The organism is Brevibacillus sp. FW306-2-1A-C05A, from assembly GCF_058781555.1.
Genome location: NZ_JBYSWV010000032.1, coordinates 33,738 through 49,890, shown reverse-complemented (window position 1 = coordinate 49,890; position 16,153 = coordinate 33,738). Strand labels below are relative to the sequence as shown.

Below are 16,153 nucleotides of genomic sequence, written 5' to 3'. Positions count from 1 at the left end.
ACCCCAAAAAGCCGATGCCCCCCATCCCGGCATCAGCCCAAAGATCAACCATCCCCCAAAGACTTGCTTACAGATTCACCCTCATTCAATCAAGATCATCGTGCCGAAACAAAGAAGAGAGCGCTTTCTGCAAAAAGCTCGTGACGACGTCCTCGTCTTCTGCATGCACCGCAAGCGGCTGCACCCAGCTATGATTGTGCGCAAGGTCGTCGGAAGAGATCAGGGCGGCGCGCATGTTTTGCAGCGACATGACAATGCTTTTGCCGTCGAAGTGCTGGGAGTAGAAAAAGGCAAAGTCGTAGCGATGGTGCTCCGTGGCGAAGGTGACAAAGCGCGAGAGCAAATTTTCCGATTGATCGTACAAATATTCGAATTTCATGAGCAGCTCAACTCCTGATAATAGTTTTGGCTAAAGCGCACTGGCTGGCTGACGGTCAGCGCAGAGCGAAATCAAATCGCTTCCTCAAAGTCGATGACAGGCGGCTTTTTCGTGAAAAACTTGGTGCCGATCAGCAAGTAGCCGATGCCCGCCAGCGTCCAGAGCAGCCCGAGCGTCAGGGCATGGCTGTCCAGGTTGTACCAGAGAAACGCGACGAAGCTGGTCCCGCACAACGGGGCAAGCAAGTAGCGATACGTATCCGCCAGGGAACGCCGTTGGTTGCGAATATAGTAATGGGCGATGACGGAAGCGTTGACGGCAGTAAAGGCGGTCAATGCCCCAAAATTAATGAAGGCGAGCGCCGTCTCCAGATCGAGGAACAGCGCAGCAAGCGACACCGCCCCGACGAAAAACACGTTGCGAGCCGGGATTCCTCTCGTTGGATGCAAGTGGCCGAACAACTTTTTCGGCAAGACGTTTTCCCTGCCCATTACGTACAGCAGGCGGGAAGCGCTCGTGTGGGAAGCGATCCCGGAGGCGAGAGCGGCGGTAATGCTGCCTGCCACGAAAAACGCATAAAACAAGTCTTGTCCGAGAATCATCGACATCTCCGGCGAGGGGGACTCCGGGTTTTGGAACTGGTCGACAGCCGGAAAAGCGAGCTGCGTGAAATAGGAGGTAGTAATGAAAATGACGCCGCCAATCAATGCGACGAGAAAAATGCCGCGCGGAATCGTCTTCATTGGATCGACCGCTTCTTCCGTATAAGTGGTGACCGCGTCAAAGCCGAGAAACGAAAAGCAGAGAATGGCCGCTCCGGTCAGCAAGGTGGGAAAAGAAATCGCTTCGCCGTAAAATGGCTGGATCGTGAAGGCGCTCTCCCCGTTTGCTGCCGCACTGATGTGCGAGATGCTCAAGCCGATAAAGACGACGACCACGATCACCTGAAACACGACCAGCAGCGTGTTGAAGTTGGCCGTAGACTGAATACCGCGAAAATTGATAAAAGTAGTCACCGCAGCAAGCAAAATGCCCAAAATCCAGCCGGGAACCATCGGGAAGGCGGCGGATAAATAAATTTTGCCCAAAAGCACATTGATGACAGGCAGAAACACGTAGTCCAAAAGCGACACCCAGCCGACCAGAAAGCCGATGTGCGGATTGATCGCCTGGCGCGCATACGAGTAAGCCGAGCCGGCGACAGGGAACACCCGCACCATTTTTCCGTAGCTGGATGCGGTAAACAGCATCGCTGCCAGCGCGAGAATGTACGCGGTCGGGACGTGGCCCCCGGTTTCCTGGCTGACGATCCCGTACGTGTCAAACACAGTCAGAGGCGTCAAATAGCCAAGCCCCAATACGATGACTTGCCACAGCTTCAAGCTTCTTTTTAACGTGGGTGCCGAAGTTGAATAATTCAGGCTTTTTTCCATGACCAATCCCCTTTGCGAGTGAAATGAGAGCGTTTAACATTCAGAAGTCGCTTCGTCCAAAAGCAAGCTTCGATCAACGGCCTGTTACGCGCAAAAGCCAGTTCCTATTCGATCCAGTCCTCCCGCCGCCCGGCTGCGGAGTCTGGTCGCATCGTTTCTCCTCATGTCATTTGCCCCCCTTGCCAAATCGGTGGTGATGCGACTGTTTGCATCAGCAACTGTAAGCAAGGGATGTGCCAAAAGCGAAAGCAGCCCGCAGTCCGGCTTTTTCGCTCACGAGCAAGCCTAATCGAAGACAATGATCCATGCAAAAATTCATCGTTTACCCAAAAATGCATAAAGCGAGAAAGCGCATGCCAATAAGAAGGCACGAGGATCGCCGTTTGGCACACGACTTGCTAAAACAGCAGAGGTGTAGCAGCAAAACGCAGGACGCCCGGGTCATCATTCAAGGGGTTGGAAACGTCGGCAGCTACCTGGCGAAGTTTTTACATGAACAAGGAGTAAAAATCGTCGGGATCGGGGACGCCAATGGCGCGATCTACGACGAAGCTGGCCTCGACATTCCGTACTTGCTGGAGCGCCGCGATTCGTTTGGCGCGGTCACCCAGTTGTTTGCCGACCGGATCACCAACCAGGAGCTGTTGGAGCGGCCGTGCGACATCCTCATTCCGGCGGCGTGATCGTTTCCTATTTTGAATGGGTGCAAAACAACCAGGGCTACTACTGGGATGAGGCGACGGTCGACAAGATGCTGCGCGAGAAGATGGAGGGAAGCTTCCGCAAGGCGTACGAGACAGCAGAGCAATACAGCGTCGACATGCGCAAGGCCGTGTACATGGTCGCCGTCAAAAGGCTGGCGGAAGCGGCACGCGTGCGGGGCTGGGCGAACTAAGCGGGGAAACACGGGCATAAAAACAGCGGCAGGAGCGTTGCTCATTCGGGCGGCGCTCCTTTTTCGCGATCAGACCAGGCAAAAGCGGTTATGCAAAAATGGATAGATCATGAAAAAACGAATAGAAAACAGCCTGCCTTTCAACGTTTTCACGAAAGATAAATTGGCATAATTTTTGCAATAATATTTCGATGAACGCGCAAGGAAGGAACAAGGAGTGGTTACAAGCGATGCGAAACAAGCTTTTCCTCATTGCTGTCCTGCTGTCCATGATCCTGTTGCCGGCTTTCGCCCATCCGGCGAGCTTGTTTGCAAAAGGATACAGGCAGCGTTGGGCAGGAACTGAGGGATAGAGAGGCACTACGGTAACAAAGCCAACTGCCCGTCATCTTTGCCAAAAAGTCCAACGCTGTAGAGAAGAAACAGACGATTCATACCCGACAACCTACAAACGGAGGACTGAAACTCATGCAATATCCACTTTCCCCAGATGTAAAACCGGAGTTTTGCACGACAGGCACTTTCATGCGTCTGCCGTCCGCGCGAGAAAATGCCAAGGTAGCGATCATCGGACAGCCGTTTGACACGGCGGCGTCCTTCCGCGTCGGAGCGCGCTTTGCGCCGCAAGCGATTCGCCAGGCTTCGATGACGCTGTTCCCTTACCATCCGACGCATAAAGTGTACCCGTTTGAAGACACCAAGGCGATCGACATCGGGGACGTCCCGGTCATCCCGCACAATATCCACCGCAGCTACGAGCTGATGGAGGAAGCCATGCTCGACCTGATGCAAAAAGGAATCGTGCCGATCGGCTTGGGCGGGGATCACTCGATTACGCTGGCCTCGCTGCGGGCCGCCAAAAAAGTGTACGGCCAGGTCGCGATGATTCAGTTCGACTCGCACACGGACACGTGGGATACGTATTACGACGAAAAATATTGGCACGGCTCGCCGTTTATCCGGGCGCATGAGGAAGGGCTGCTTTTGCCGGACAAAGTGTTTCAGGTCGGCATTCGCGGGACGCTCAACCACCCCGGCGATCTCGAAGCGAGCTACGAGCTTGGCTACAACGTCGTCACGACGCAAGAGCTGCGCAACCGCGGCTGGGATGACGTGCTTGGCGAGATCAAGGCAAAAATCGGGGACACGCCGTGCTTTTTGACCTTTGACATCGACTTTGTCGATCCGGCTTTTGCTCCGGGAACAGGCACGCTCGAAGTAGGCGGCTTCACCAGCCACGAGGCGCTGCAAATGATTCGCTCCTTGACGGGCCTGAACTACATCGGCTTCGATCTGGTCGAGGTGCTGCCTCCGTACGACCCGGCACAGATCACGTCGCTGTTGGCAGCTACGCTGATTCACGACTTTGCCGCCCTGGTCGCCCTGCAACAAAAGCAGGCTGTGAGCAAGTAATCCAGCTATTCATTTTTGCATAATCTATGAATTTTTGAATAGATCATTCGTGCAGGTGATCCGGGTTTGGGCATGTGCACGGGCGCATCCCGGATTGGCACGAGAGTTGCTTTAGGTAGTTTACGTGAATGGATACAGCGGAAGGAGAGGATTCGTTGCATGATGAACCTGAAGATGTACATCAACGGGGAATGGGTAGACGCGCAAAGCAAAAAGACCCGCGAGATTGTGAATCCCGCTACGGGGGAAGTGATTGCCCTCTCGGCAGAAGGGGACGTGGAAGACGCCCGCCATGCCATTCAGGTCGCTCGCGAAGCATTCGACAGCGGCATCTGGTCGGAGCTTCCGGCAGCAGAGCGCGCCCGCTACCTGTTTAAGATCGCCGACAAGCTCGAGGAGCGCGCGGAAGAAATCGGCAGGCTGGAGACGCTGGACAACGGCAAGCCGCTGCGCGAGACCGCTTTTGACGTTGCCGACGCGGCTGCGTGCTTCCGCTATTACGCGGGCCTCGTTACCAAGCCGGACGGGCAGACCTATCACGTGGCAGACCCTGTGCAGGCGATGGTCGTGCGCGAGCCTGTCGGCGTATGCGGCCTGATCGTGCCGTGGAACTACCCGCTGCTCATGGGCGTGTGGAAGATCGCGCCTGCATTGGCCGCCGGGAACACGATCGTCTTCAAGCCGTCTGAGGTCACCCCGGTCACTGCGCAAAAGCTGTTTGAAATCATAGAAGAAGTAGGCATCCCGAAAGGCGTAGCCAACATGGTGCTGGGCGCGGGAGCTACGGTAGGCAACGAACTGGCGGAGAGCCACCTGGTGGACAAAATCTCGTTTACAGGCGGCACGGCTACCGGACGCAGCATCATGCGGGCCGCTACAGGCAACATCAAAAAAATTTCCCTCGAGCTTGGCGGCAAGTCGCCGAACATCGTGTTTGCCGATGCCGACTTCGAGACGGCTGTAGATTACGCGCTATTCGGAATTTTCGCGAATCAAGGCCAGGTCTGCTCCGCCGGATCGCGCCTGCTGCTTGAGGACAGCATCCACGACCGCTTCGTCGAGCGGCTGGTGGAACGGGCGAAAAAAATACGCGTAGGCCGCGGCGACGATCCCGCTACCGAGATGGGGCCAGTCGTCAGCCAGGCGCACATGGAAAAAATCTTGCACTACATCGAGCTTGGAAAAGCAGAAGGCGCCCGTCTGGTGTGCGGAGGCAACCGCTTGACGGCAAACGGCCTGGAAAAAGGCTACTTCATCGAGCCGACGATTTTCACCGATACGACCCCGTCCATGAAGATCGTCCAGGAGGAAATTTTCGGCCCTGTGCTGGCGATCCAGCGCTTCCGGGACGAAGCAGACGCCATCCGCATCGCCAACGATACCGTCTACGGACTGGCGGGCGGCGTGTTCACTCAGGACGGCGCCAAGGCGATGCGCGTCATCAAGAAGCTGCGCGCCGGGATTACGTGGATCAACTGTTACCATCCGACGTACAACGAAGCGCCGTGGGGCGGCTACAAGCAGAGCGGCATCGGCCGCGGTCTGGGCACGTATGGCTTCGAGGAGTACACAGAAGTCAAGCAGATCAACATCAACCTGCACGTACAGCCAACCGACTGGTTTGAAAACTAATACGACAATCAGGAGGACAGCACGATGAACAAGACAGTGGAGAGCAATCAGCATGCACAAGTAAAAGAACAGTACAAAGACGTCTACGCCTATACGAGCCAGGTGCTCGACCTGATCGCCAAAAGCGAAATCACGAAAGACGAAGCGGAGTGGGTCACCCGCCAGACGGTGGAAAACTTCCGCGACCACGTCAATCCGGGCTTTCTTGGCTACCGCAAATCCGTGACCAAGGACGGCCAGTTCGCCGCTGTGGAATGGAAAGACGCAGGCCCGAACTCGTTCATGGACGTCAACGGAAAAGTGTACATCGACTGCCTGGGCGGCTTCGGCATCTACAACGTCGGCCACCGCCATCCAAAAGTCGTGGAGGCCGTCATCAACCAGCTCAACCGCCAGCCGCTGCACAGCCAGGACTTGCTCGACCCGCTGCGCGCCATGCTCGCCAAAATTTTGGCTGACGTGACGCCGGGCAACCTGAAATACGCCTACTTCGCCAACAGCGGGACAGAAACGGTGGAAGCGGCGATCAAGCTGGCGAAAATGCACACGGGCCGCACGACTTTTATCGCGACGACGAAAGCGTTCCACGGCAAAAGCTTGGGCGCTCTGTCCGCTACCGCCAAAGGGGTATTCCGCAAGCCGTTTCTGCCGATGATCCCGGGCTTCCGCCACGTGCACTTCGGCGACATCGAGATGTTGCGCAAGACGTTTGAAGCGTGCGCGCTCGTCGGCGAAGAGATCGCCGGGGTCATCCTCGAGCCGATCCAGGGCGAAGGCGGCGTCAACCTGCCGCCGGACGACTATTTGCAGCAGGTGCGCGAGCTGTGCGATCAGTACGGCGCTCTCCTGATTCTCGACGAAGTGCAGACGGGCATGGGCCGCACCGGAAAAATGTTTTGCTGCGAGCATTACAACGTCGTTCCGGACATTTTGTGCCTGGCCAAAGCGTTCGGCGGCGGCATCATGCCAGCGGGAGCCGTGGTCGCGACAGAGGAAGTGTTCAAAAGCTTTTTCCCGAATCCGTTCGTGCAGACGACGACGTTTGGCGGCAACCCGCTGGCGTGCGCGGCGGCGATTGCGACCTTCAACGTGCTGATCGAGGAAAACTTGCTCGACCGCTGCGTGGAAATGGGCGAGTACATGCTCAAAGGGCTGCGCGAAGCAGCGGCAGCGCACAGCGACAAGGTGCAGGAAGTGCGCGGCAAAGGGCTGTTGATCGGGATCGAGTTCCACAGCGACGAGATCGGCTACGAAGTGTCCAAAGGCTTGTTCGACAACGGCGTGCTGGTCGCCGGAACTTTGATTAACGCGAAGACAATCCGCATCGAGCCGCCGCTCACCATCACCTACGAGGAAGCGGACAAAGTGATCGAGACGTTCAAAAACGTACTGCCGCAAGTCCAAATCTAAATCGTTTACCGGAAAAGAAGACTGCCCACCCCAGTCTTCTTTTCCCCTTTCTTCTCCATGGGAGCCCTGAGTATAATAGAAGTCACACGCCAAGCAATATTGGGAGGACCTATGGTTTCAAATCGTTTTGTCAGAAAAGCGTTGACTGTATCGTTTGAATCTTCAGCAAATGAAGTCCGGAGCATCATGTCACGGTTCAACGAACGCTATGTGTTTGTAACCGATCCGAACAATGAACAAAAGCTCGTTGCCTATATACGCAACAACGATCTGCTGCAACGGATGACGGACGCGGACTGGATGGACAGGCCCGTGCGCGAGTTGCCCTATCAAACGAACCTTTCTTTTTTGCAACAGGGAGAAGACGTCCCGGATTTTTTCAAAGTATGCGGAGAAGAAGTCGTCGTGGTTTCCGGTCCGGCCGGACAGCCCGAAGGCTACTTGCGCCGCGAAGATGTGCTGTACTACGTCCTGACCAGCCAGTCCGGGCACCCCGACTGGATTCGCTCGCTGCTCAACTCGATCCCGATGGGCATTTTGATTGTGGACGAGAAGGGACGGATCGAGAACTTCAGCTCGGAAGTGTTGCGGATGGTTCGCGTGACCCCGGAGGAGCTGCGCCAGCAACGGGTCGGCGAGCTGCTCGACCCGGACGTTTTTCACAAAGTGATCGAGTACGGGGAAAAGGTGCTCAACTACATCATCGTCAACGAACGGATCGGGGTGCTGGCCGATTTTTGCCCGATTCGCAGCCAGGACGGCACGGTAACCGGGGCGACGATCGTCCTGCAAGATCTGCCGTACATCGAAAAAATGGCGATGGAGATGGAATACGTCAAAAACCTCAACACCGACCTGCAAGGGATTCTTTCCTCGATCTACGACGAGATTCTCGTCCTCGATGAAAAAGGCGTGCTGTTGCGCTACAGCGGCAACCTGATCGAAGACTTTTGGGAGATCAACAAGGAGCAGCTCGTCGGCATCAATCTGATGGAGCTGGAGCAGGAGGGGCTGTTTTTCTCCGCGATCGTCCGGATGGTGATGGAGCGAAAACGAAAAGTGTCCGTCACCCAGGAGAGCCGCTCGGGCAAAAATGTGCTCGCGGTCGGCAACCCGATTTTTGACGGCAAAGGCAAGCTGGAGCGGATCGTCATTGCGCTGCGGGATATTACGGAGACGGTCATGCTGAAGGAAGAGCTGCTCCAGGTCAAAAAAATATCGGAGAAATACAAAAAGGAACTGGAGCATTTGCGCGACCAGAAGCAGTACGCGAAAAACCGCCAGTTGATCTACGCCAGCGAGCCGATGGAAAGAGTGATGAAGTACATTCACAAGATCGCCAACACTTCGTCGACCGTGCTGCTCACCGGGGAATCCGGCGTCGGCAAAGAAGTGTTCGCTCGCACGATTTACGAGTTGGGGCCGCGCTACAACCACCCGTTCGTCAAGGTCAACTGCGGGGCGATCCCGGAGACGCTGTTGGAGAGCGAGCTGTTCGGCTATGAAAAGGGCGCGTTTACAGGCGCGAATACGAACGGCAAGCCGGGGTATTTCCGCATGGCCCACAAAGGCGTGCTGTTTCTCGACGAGATCGGAGAAATGCCGCTCAATCTGCAGGTCAAGCTGCTGCGCGTCCTCCAGGAGAGGGAGATCATCCCGGTAGGCGGCTCGGAGATCGTCGAGGTCGATGTGCAAATCATCGCCGCGACGAACAAAAATCTCGAAAAAATGGTCGAGGAAGGCACGTTTCGCGAGGACCTTTACTATCGGCTGAACGTCATTCCTGTCGTGATTCCGCCGCTGCGCGACCGCCCGGAGGACATCCCGCTCATCAGCCTGCACTTTTTGCAAACGTTTAACGAAAAATACGAACGTTCCACCCAACTGTCCCAAGACGCCCTCGACCTGCTGGAATCGTATTCCTGGCCAGGCAACGTGCGCGAATTGCAAAACATCATCGAGCGAATCGTGGTCACCGCGGACGAGGATCTCATCGAAGCGCACCACATTACGCCGCTGTTGAAGACGAAGAAAAAGCAGTATATGCGGCAGCGTTTGACCAAGATCATGCCGCTGAAGGAAGCGACGAGAGCGATGGAGGAGCAGCTTATCAAGATGGCGATGGACGAGTTCAAGACGACGTCCATGGCAGCCAAGGTGCTCGGCGTCAGCCAGTCCACGATCAGTCGCAAATATCAGGAAATCCAAGAGAAGATAAGTCGAGGTGAGCAGATTGGGTTTAAAGTATGACGTAGTATCGCCATTTGCCGGAACCATTGCGCGAATCTTTTTTCGATTGAGTGATTCTGTGCAGGAGGGAGAAGTGCTGTTCACGCTCGCAGACGGCAGCCGGAGCATCGACATCCTCTCTCCGGTTACAGGGAGTGTGGAGGCGATTGAAGTCGAGCAAGGCGAGCTGGTAATTGCGGGGATGATTTTGGCGTCGATCATGCTCTGCAGCGAAGAGTCGAGCAAGCGGGACGAATGCGAAAGCAAGGCGTAACCCGGATCGTTTCGCCTGGGCAAAAAGCGGGCGAATGCCCGAAGCAAGCAAAATGGTTCATGCTGCGTCAAATACGTACAGCAAAAAGGGATCTGCCAGCGAGCGCAGATCCCTTTTTGTTGTAAGCTTTCTCGCGTACGCCGATGATGCTTACTCGGCGATAACGGCCTCCAGCGCCATGACGATCATGTCGTTGAACGTCGTCTGCCGCTCTTCGGCCGTCGTTTCCTCGCCCGTGAAAATATGGTCGCTGACGGTCAGGATCGACAAACCGTTGACGCCGTACTTCGCGGCAAGCGTATAGAGCGCCGTCGTCTCCATCTCTACGGCGAGCACCCCGTAGTCGCCGAGCTTTTTCACCGGCTCCATGCTTTCGCGGTAAAACACATCGGCCGTCAGCACGTTGCCGACCCGCACCGGCAAGCCTTTGGCAACGCCTGCGTTGTACGCTTTTTGCAACAGCTCGAAATTGGCGCAAGGCGCGTAGTCGAAGCCCGGGAATGTCAGGCGGTTCATGTTCGAGTCCGTGCATGCCGTCATGGCGATAATGACGTCGCGCACATGCACGTCTTTCTGGATGCCGCCGCACGTTCCGACGCGAACCAAATTTTTCACGCCGTAGTCGCGGATCAGCTCGTTGACGTAAATCGAAATCGACGGAACGCCCATGCCTGTCCCTTGCACAGACACCCGTTTGCCTTGATAAGTGCCCGTGAAGCCGAGCATGCCGCGCACCTGGTTGTAGCAGGTCACGTCTGTGAGAAACGTCTCAGCAATGTACTTGGCCCGCAGCGGATCGCCTGGCAGCAGGATGCTTTCTGCGATTTCACCTGGTTTGGCTTGAATATGTGTGCTCATGATAAGGCCGTCGCGCACCGAGCGGAACGCACAGGCTCGCTCTCGGCGCGACGGCATTCACCTCCTTAAATGGTAATGGACTGACCAAGCTTGGACGTAGCAGGTCTTGTAATAGAAAAAACAGCGCAGACAAAGGCAATCAGCACGAAGATGCCGCCTACCCAGGCCGTGTCCACGACAGAGTGATGCTCAATGACAAAGCCGCCGACGGCCGAGCCGAGCGCAATGCCGACGTGCAACGCGGACGTGTTCAAGCCTTGCTGAATCTCGTACGACTCGGGGGCCGTTTCGATCAGGTAGTTTTGCTGCGCGGGCGTGATCGCCCAACTGAGCATGCTCCAGACAATCATCACGACGAGGAACAAATAGAGCGAAAATGTCACTGCCGGAATGAGGAACATCACGACAGCGAACGAGGCGATAATGACCAAAATGCTTTTCGTCGAACCGAGCTTGTCTGCCGCCCAGCCGCCAACGCCGCCGCCGAGCACAGCGGAGATGCCGAAAATAATGTAGACGATGCTGACCCAGCCGGAAGACAGGTGCAAAGCCGTTTTCAAAAACGGAGTGAAATAGGCGTACAACGTCAAATGTCCGGTCAGCATGAACACGGACGTCAGTTGCGCGCTGATGATCTTCGGCTTTTTCAGCGTCAAAAGCTGCTCTCTGAGCGGAATCGTCGGCCTTGCCGGGATTTTCGGCAAAAAGGCGGAAATCCCGATCATGGAGACGAGCGTCAAAACGGAAATAAGCAAAAACGGCGCGCGCCAGCCAAACGAATTGCCGATGACAAGGCCAAGCGGCACACCCAGCACGAGCGAACCGCTCACGCCCATGAAAATGACGCCGATTGCTCTCGCCCGGTACGCCTCCTGGACGATCGAGGAAGCGATGGTGATGGACAGCACGATAATCAGCGAACCGCTCGCTGCGGAAAAAATCCGCCCAAGCATCAAGATCGAATAATGAGGACTGAGCCAAGAAATCACGTTGCCGACGAAAAAAACGGCCAGCGCCCACAAATACAGCGCTTTTCGCTCGGCCTTTGCCGTTACGGTCAGCAAAATCGGAGCGGAAAGCGCAAAAACAACAGAGAACATCGTAATCAGCCAGCCTGCGGTGCTGATGGAGACTTGCAAATCCCCCGCGATGATGTCCAAGATGCCGCCGATAATCAGCTCTACCGTTCCTACGACAAAGGCAGCGATAGCCAGGAGGTACACTTTCATGTTCACGGTGGCGAGCAAACCTCCTTTTGAAATAGTTTATTATAGGTTACTACGATTATAGTAACCTATATTGTGGTGGATAACAACCACTATCGTAGTAACCTTTTATCTTGAGGTAACAATATTTGACAATAGAGTTGGCAGACTCTTATAGTAAAAAAAGAAAAAAGAGAGGATCGAGGGGAAATCTTTGGGGAAACTGTTCTTGTTCTCAATCCTGTGGTGGCTGACAGGCAATCCGTTTATCGCCATGCTGATTATTTTGCTCGTCCTGTATTTCCTGGATCGCCGCTTTGTCCGGCTGCTGCCTGACATTACCAAGCCGTATCGCCGTTGGAGAAGGCTGTCGGCGTTACGCACGCAGTTGCGGCTGAACCCGCACGACACGCCAGCCAAGCTGGAGGCGGCCCGTCTGCACATGGAAAAGCGGCAATATGCAGAAGCGCTGGCTTACTTGGAAGGGATCGCCGCCACGATGCAGGATTCGTCCGAATATTTGTGTGACAAAGGCATTTGCTTGCTGAAGACAGGGCGGATGGAAGAGGGGCTGGAGCTGATCGGGCAGGCGTTGAAGCTCAATCCGCGCGTCAGATACGGGGAGCCGCGCCTGATTGTCGGGGAAGAGTACGCGAAGCGCCAGCAGCGGGAAAAAGCGCTGGAATACCTAGAAGAGCTGGCGAAAATGAACATGTCGTCGTGCGAGGTGTACTTCAAGCTTGGCGTCGTGTACGACGAGCTGCAGCAAAAAGACAAGGCGAAGGCATCTTTTCGCGAAGCGACAGAAGTGTACCGGGGACTGCCCGCCTACAAGCGCCGGACAGAAAGGCGCTGGGCGCTGCTCGCGTGGCTGCGGAAAACGTTTTGAAAATCCGGCACAACCAGATAGAGGCTTTTCGTGGCTGCCATGTACGGCAGCCATTTTTTGCTTTGTTTTTTGTCCGCGCTCCTATACAATTATCCATTAAATAAGGAAAGCGTTTGCCTGCTGCTTTTTGCAATCCATGCCCGCAACCGTTCATAATAGAACCAATACATTCAGGATGTGATACTGCTTGCAAATCATTGTCTATGACCTGGAAACAACCCTTACCCATCAACGGGACAAGATCCCGGAAATCATCGAGATCGGTGCGGCAAAAGTCGTGACCGGAAAAAACGGCGTGGAGGTCGACACCTTCCAGCGCTACACGTTTCCGGCCATCGAGCGCAGAATTACGGAGCGCACCCGCAAATTTATCGGCCTGGACAAAGAAAACATGCCGACGTTTATTCCGTTTCGCAAAGCCTTCGACGCTTTTCTCGACTGGATCGGCACGGACGAGGACTACTATTTGTGCTCGTGGGGCCAGGACGACAAACGGCTGATGATCGAGCATTGCGCCCGCTTCGGACTTGATTTCAACTGGCTGCGCAACTACAACGACATCCAGCCCGCGATCAGCATGCTGCTCGCCGACCGCAAGCAGATGAGTCTGAAAGACGCGATTGATGCAGCCGGCATCGTTCAGGAAGGAAGGCTGCACTCGGCTTTGGTCGATGCCATACATACGGCGCACCTTTTAATCAAATACAACAAGACCGTCCACCTTTCGCAAAACACGCCCGAGCAAAACTACAATTTGTCCAGCTCGCTGTACGTGACGTGCCGCTCCTGCAAAAAGCTCAAATACTACACCGCTTTTGGCAGAAAAAGCAGAAGATGCCAGGCGTGCCTGCAACATAAAAAGCAACTGGAGCAGACGGCGGAAGCGACAGCCACGAAGCAGAGCTAGCGCGCAGGCGATGAGCAGCAGAGGGAGAGAAGAGAAATGATTCGCAACCTGAAGGAGCGCGACCTGGGCACGGTCGTGGCGATGCTGCAAAAAGAGGTGCAATGGCGCCCGGTGGAACTCGCGGCAATCCTGAAATCGGCCACGGTGTTTCTCTGTGAGGAGCAAGGGGAGATCGTCGCTTGCGGCTTGTACGATTTAACCTCTTTTGGCGAAGAGGGGACGGCGGAAATGTACGTGTACACACGTCCCGAGCAGCGCAAAAAAGGGATCGGCTCCCGGCTGTTCGACCTCGTCTGGACACAGTTGCTTGCGCACGAGCAGAAGCCGACGGCGGTCGTCGCCACGTATCGCATCGACGCGGGCGATGCCGGGGCGTTTTTTGCCAAAAAAGGCTTCGCGCCGTTGTGGGGACAGCATACGATGAAGTACACAGGCGGGATGGTGCCGGAGCCGACGCTTGCGGTCAAGCCTTTTGCCGAGCAGGAGCTGCCCTGCTACATCCAGTCCCAAAGCGACGCCTACTATGAGGTGCGCAAAAGCATTGATCTGAAGCCGTACCGTCTGACCGACTACTGCGAACAAACGATGGACTCCTGGCAAAAGTGGCTGCTCACGGAAATGAAGGACGACATCTACATGTTCTACGAGGAACAGGGCGAGTTTGTCGGCTCGTTGATCGTGACCCCGCACGGCGAAGCCTACGATGTTTTCGTCGACCCCAAGCACCAGAAAAAAGGCTACGGCAAACAGCTTGCCCGGTTTTTCATAAACCGGACGCTGGAAAAAGGCTTGCAGCCGTACCTCGTGACAGGAACGCACAACAAGCCTGCGATTGCTTTGTACGAAGGGACAGGCTTTCGGATTACCCAGACGATGCTGACGGCGAAGCGAGCGCTCCTGTAGAGAAGCGGGCCTCGCCTGGCCTGGGCGACAAGCGAAACGGCTGCGCCAGCCAGCCTGTTCAGCATAAAAAAATGCCGCAGGTCCGTGGGAGGACCGAAGCGGCATTTTTTCGTTCTATACACCCAGCAAAAGCAGGATAATCGAGGTCAGCGAGAAGCACATGCTGATTAAGCATAGAAACGCCACGACCTGCTTGGGATTAAGCCCCGTGCGCAGCAAGCGGTAATGCACCTGGCTGGCGTCTGCCTGGTAGATCGGCTTGCCTTGCATGAACCGTTTTGCTACGACGAACAGGTTGTCGAAGATCGGCACACCCAGCGCCAAAATCGGGATGAACAGCGACAGGACCGTTGCCTGTTTGAAGGCTCCGTCCAGCGCGATCACGGCGAGGATAAAGCCGAGAAAAGTCGCCCCTGCGTCTCCCATGAAAATTTTCGCGGGCGGCTTGTTGTAGCGCAAGTAAGCGAGAGCGACCCCGATCAGGCTGATCGCCATGATGGCGGAGGTCGTCTGTCCTTTGACAAGGGCGACGACGAACAGCGTACCGGCAGAAATGGCGGTCAGCCCTCCGGCGAGGCCGTCCATGCCGTCCGAAAAGTTGATGACCGTCGTCACACCGAAAATCCACAAGATCGTGAGGATGAACTGCAGCCATTCCGGCAGCAGGATGTACTCCCCGCTCAGCGGATTGTAAAAGCCGGAGAAGTTGATTCCGGACAAGTACACGATCACGGCGGCGGAAAGCTGGACGATCATTTTTGGCAGAGCGGAGAAGTCTTTGCCCTGCGTCTTGTACCAGTCGTCAATCGTGCCGATGGTAAGAAGGAGCAGCGAGCCGATCAAAACGGCAATCGTCTGTTCCGGCGATTCTTTGGAAAACAGCAGAAACGATGTAGCGAAGCCGACGAAGATCGCATAGCTGGCGGTTAGCGGGATCGGCTCTCGATGAATCTTGCGCTCGACGTCTTTCCGGGGCTTGTCCACAAAATCAAGGCGAAACGCCAATTTGGCCAGCGGTGGAATCAGCACCATGACGATAGCAAACGACAGCAAAAACGAAATCGCGTATGTAATCATGACCATCTCCTACGAAAAGACAGCTTTTTTTTGACAAGTCTATTATAGGAAGGATTCCAAATTTTGTCGACTCTTGCCGGGAAAGCTGGGGAGGTACCAAAAAAAGTTGGTACTTATTTCATGCAGCGCGAAAAAATATAATCCCTTCTAGGAGGGATCGGGATGGAATACATGGCCTTATGGTTCATCTTGGGCATCATTTTTATGCTGTTATGGACGACAAAAGGGATAAAGGGCTGGGTCAAGGCCGCTGTAATCGTCTATTATATCGTTCTGTCGTACGTGTTCATCTCACGCAAGGAAGCAATTTACGCGGAGTATCATACGCTGCCGGTGCCGGAGCAATTTTGGGACAACAATTCGGCGTGGGTCGAGTCCATGCTCGGATTTTTCTTTGTTCCGTTTCTGCTCGTGCTGCTGTTCAACTACTACGGTTGGTTCAAGGCTGCCCGTGGAACGGCGCAAAAATTTTGGATCGCGCTCTCGATTGTTCCGGCAGGGGTTGTGTATGCGTGTCTTTTTTTCATCTTTAGCATGTACGGGTATCGTCCATAACGGATCGGTGATATATGTATGTTAATTTTTCTTACATAAAATGTTCCGTTTTAACTGACAGCGCTCCGTTTCTCGGTTATAGTGGTGCTAAAGG

15 protein-coding genes and 1 pseudogene are annotated in these 16,153 nt (G+C 55.1%); 11 read left to right on the top strand and 5 right to left on the bottom strand.

Annotated features, from left to right (window positions below; translation table 11 throughout):
• Positions 1-85 precede the first annotated feature (85 nt).
• On the bottom strand, positions 86-379 hold the full coding sequence (locus AC3WJN_RS18110) for an SAV0927 family protein (RefSeq protein ID WP_007784416.1): 294 nt from the start codon (positions 377-379) through the stop codon (positions 86-88).
• Positions 380-450: 71 nt separating this feature from the next.
• Positions 451-1,812, bottom strand: coding sequence for an APC family permease (locus tag AC3WJN_RS18105; RefSeq protein ID WP_007784413.1), 1,362 nt, complete (start codon positions 1,810-1,812; stop codon positions 451-453).
• A 422-nt stretch (positions 1,813-2,234) separates the two neighbouring features.
• On the opposite strand from AC3WJN_RS18105, the pseudogene AC3WJN_RS18100 reads away from it, so the two are divergent.
• The 7 genes and pseudogenes from AC3WJN_RS18100 to AC3WJN_RS18070 all read left to right on the top strand — a co-directional run.
• A pseudogene (locus AC3WJN_RS18100) lies at positions 2,235-2,707 on the top strand (Glu/Leu/Phe/Val dehydrogenase); the annotation flags it as partial.
• Between the two features lie 230 nt (positions 2,708-2,937).
• A complete protein-coding gene (locus AC3WJN_RS18095; protein WP_007784407.1) occupies positions 2,938-3,060 on the top strand; it encodes a hypothetical protein in 123 nt (40 codons plus the stop codon).
• Positions 3,061-3,175: 115 nt separating this feature from the next.
• Positions 3,176-4,120 (top strand): agmatinase, encoded by a 945-nt coding sequence (gene speB / locus AC3WJN_RS18090; protein ID WP_007784404.1) that lies wholly within the window; start codon positions 3,176-3,178, stop codon positions 4,118-4,120.
• Between the two features lie 159 nt (positions 4,121-4,279).
• Positions 4,280-5,752, top strand: a complete 1,473-nt coding sequence (locus AC3WJN_RS18085; protein ID WP_007784402.1) for an aldehyde dehydrogenase family protein — start codon at positions 4,280-4,282, stop codon at positions 5,750-5,752.
• A gap of 24 nt (positions 5,753-5,776) precedes the next feature.
• Positions 5,777-7,162: a putrescine aminotransferase gene (locus tag AC3WJN_RS18080; RefSeq protein WP_005830451.1), complete on the top strand. Its 1,386-nt coding sequence runs from the start codon at positions 5,777-5,779 to the stop codon at positions 7,160-7,162.
• Between the two features lie 186 nt (positions 7,163-7,348).
• Positions 7,349-9,412 carry a sigma 54-interacting transcriptional regulator gene (locus tag AC3WJN_RS18075; RefSeq protein ID WP_237716655.1) on the top strand — a complete coding sequence of 688 codons (2,064 nt, stop codon included), beginning with the start codon at positions 7,349-7,351 and terminating at the stop codon, positions 9,410-9,412.
• Entirely contained in the window at positions 9,387-9,665 is a 279-nt protein-coding gene (locus tag AC3WJN_RS18070) for a biotin/lipoyl-binding protein (RefSeq protein ID WP_476578002.1), read from the top strand. The genes AC3WJN_RS18075 and AC3WJN_RS18070 overlap by 26 nt, the downstream gene beginning before the upstream one ends.
• Before the next feature lie 150 nt (positions 9,666-9,815).
• Here AC3WJN_RS18070 and deoD read toward each other — a convergent pair whose 3' ends face one another.
• Positions 9,816-10,523 carry a purine-nucleoside phosphorylase gene (gene deoD, locus AC3WJN_RS18065; RefSeq protein WP_005830445.1) on the bottom strand — a complete coding sequence of 236 codons (708 nt, stop codon included), beginning with the start codon at positions 10,521-10,523 and terminating at the stop codon, positions 9,816-9,818.
• A 65-nt stretch (positions 10,524-10,588) separates the two neighbouring features.
• Entirely contained in the window at positions 10,589-11,758 is a 1,170-nt protein-coding gene (locus tag AC3WJN_RS18060; RefSeq protein WP_007784394.1) for an MFS transporter, read from the bottom strand.
• A 184-nt stretch (positions 11,759-11,942) separates the two neighbouring features.
• On the opposite strand from AC3WJN_RS18060, the gene AC3WJN_RS18055 reads away from it, so the two are divergent.
• The 3 genes from AC3WJN_RS18055 (at position 11,943) to AC3WJN_RS18045 (ending at position 14,427) form a co-directional block, all read left to right on the top strand.
• Positions 11,943-12,617: a tetratricopeptide repeat protein gene (locus AC3WJN_RS18055; RefSeq protein ID WP_005830441.1), complete on the top strand. Its 675-nt coding sequence runs from the start codon at positions 11,943-11,945 to the stop codon at positions 12,615-12,617.
• A gap of 187 nt (positions 12,618-12,804) precedes the next feature.
• A complete protein-coding gene (locus tag AC3WJN_RS18050; RefSeq protein ID WP_005830439.1) occupies positions 12,805-13,524 on the top strand; it encodes a 3'-5' exonuclease in 720 nt (239 codons plus the stop codon).
• 36 nt (positions 13,525-13,560) lie between these two features.
• Positions 13,561-14,427 carry a GNAT family N-acetyltransferase gene (locus tag AC3WJN_RS18045; RefSeq protein WP_007784392.1) on the top strand — a complete coding sequence of 289 codons (867 nt, stop codon included), beginning with the start codon at positions 13,561-13,563 and terminating at the stop codon, positions 14,425-14,427.
• A gap of 114 nt (positions 14,428-14,541) precedes the next feature.
• Here AC3WJN_RS18045 and AC3WJN_RS18040 read toward each other — a convergent pair whose 3' ends face one another.
• Positions 14,542-15,510 (bottom strand): MraY family glycosyltransferase, encoded by a 969-nt coding sequence (locus AC3WJN_RS18040; protein ID WP_025845362.1) that lies wholly within the window; start codon positions 15,508-15,510, stop codon positions 14,542-14,544.
• 156 nt (positions 15,511-15,666) lie between these two features.
• On the opposite strand from AC3WJN_RS18040, the gene AC3WJN_RS18035 reads away from it, so the two are divergent.
• Positions 15,667-16,059: a hypothetical protein gene (locus tag AC3WJN_RS18035; protein ID WP_007784390.1), complete on the top strand. Its 393-nt coding sequence runs from the start codon at positions 15,667-15,669 to the stop codon at positions 16,057-16,059.
• The last annotated feature ends 94 nt before the right edge of the window (positions 16,060-16,153 follow it).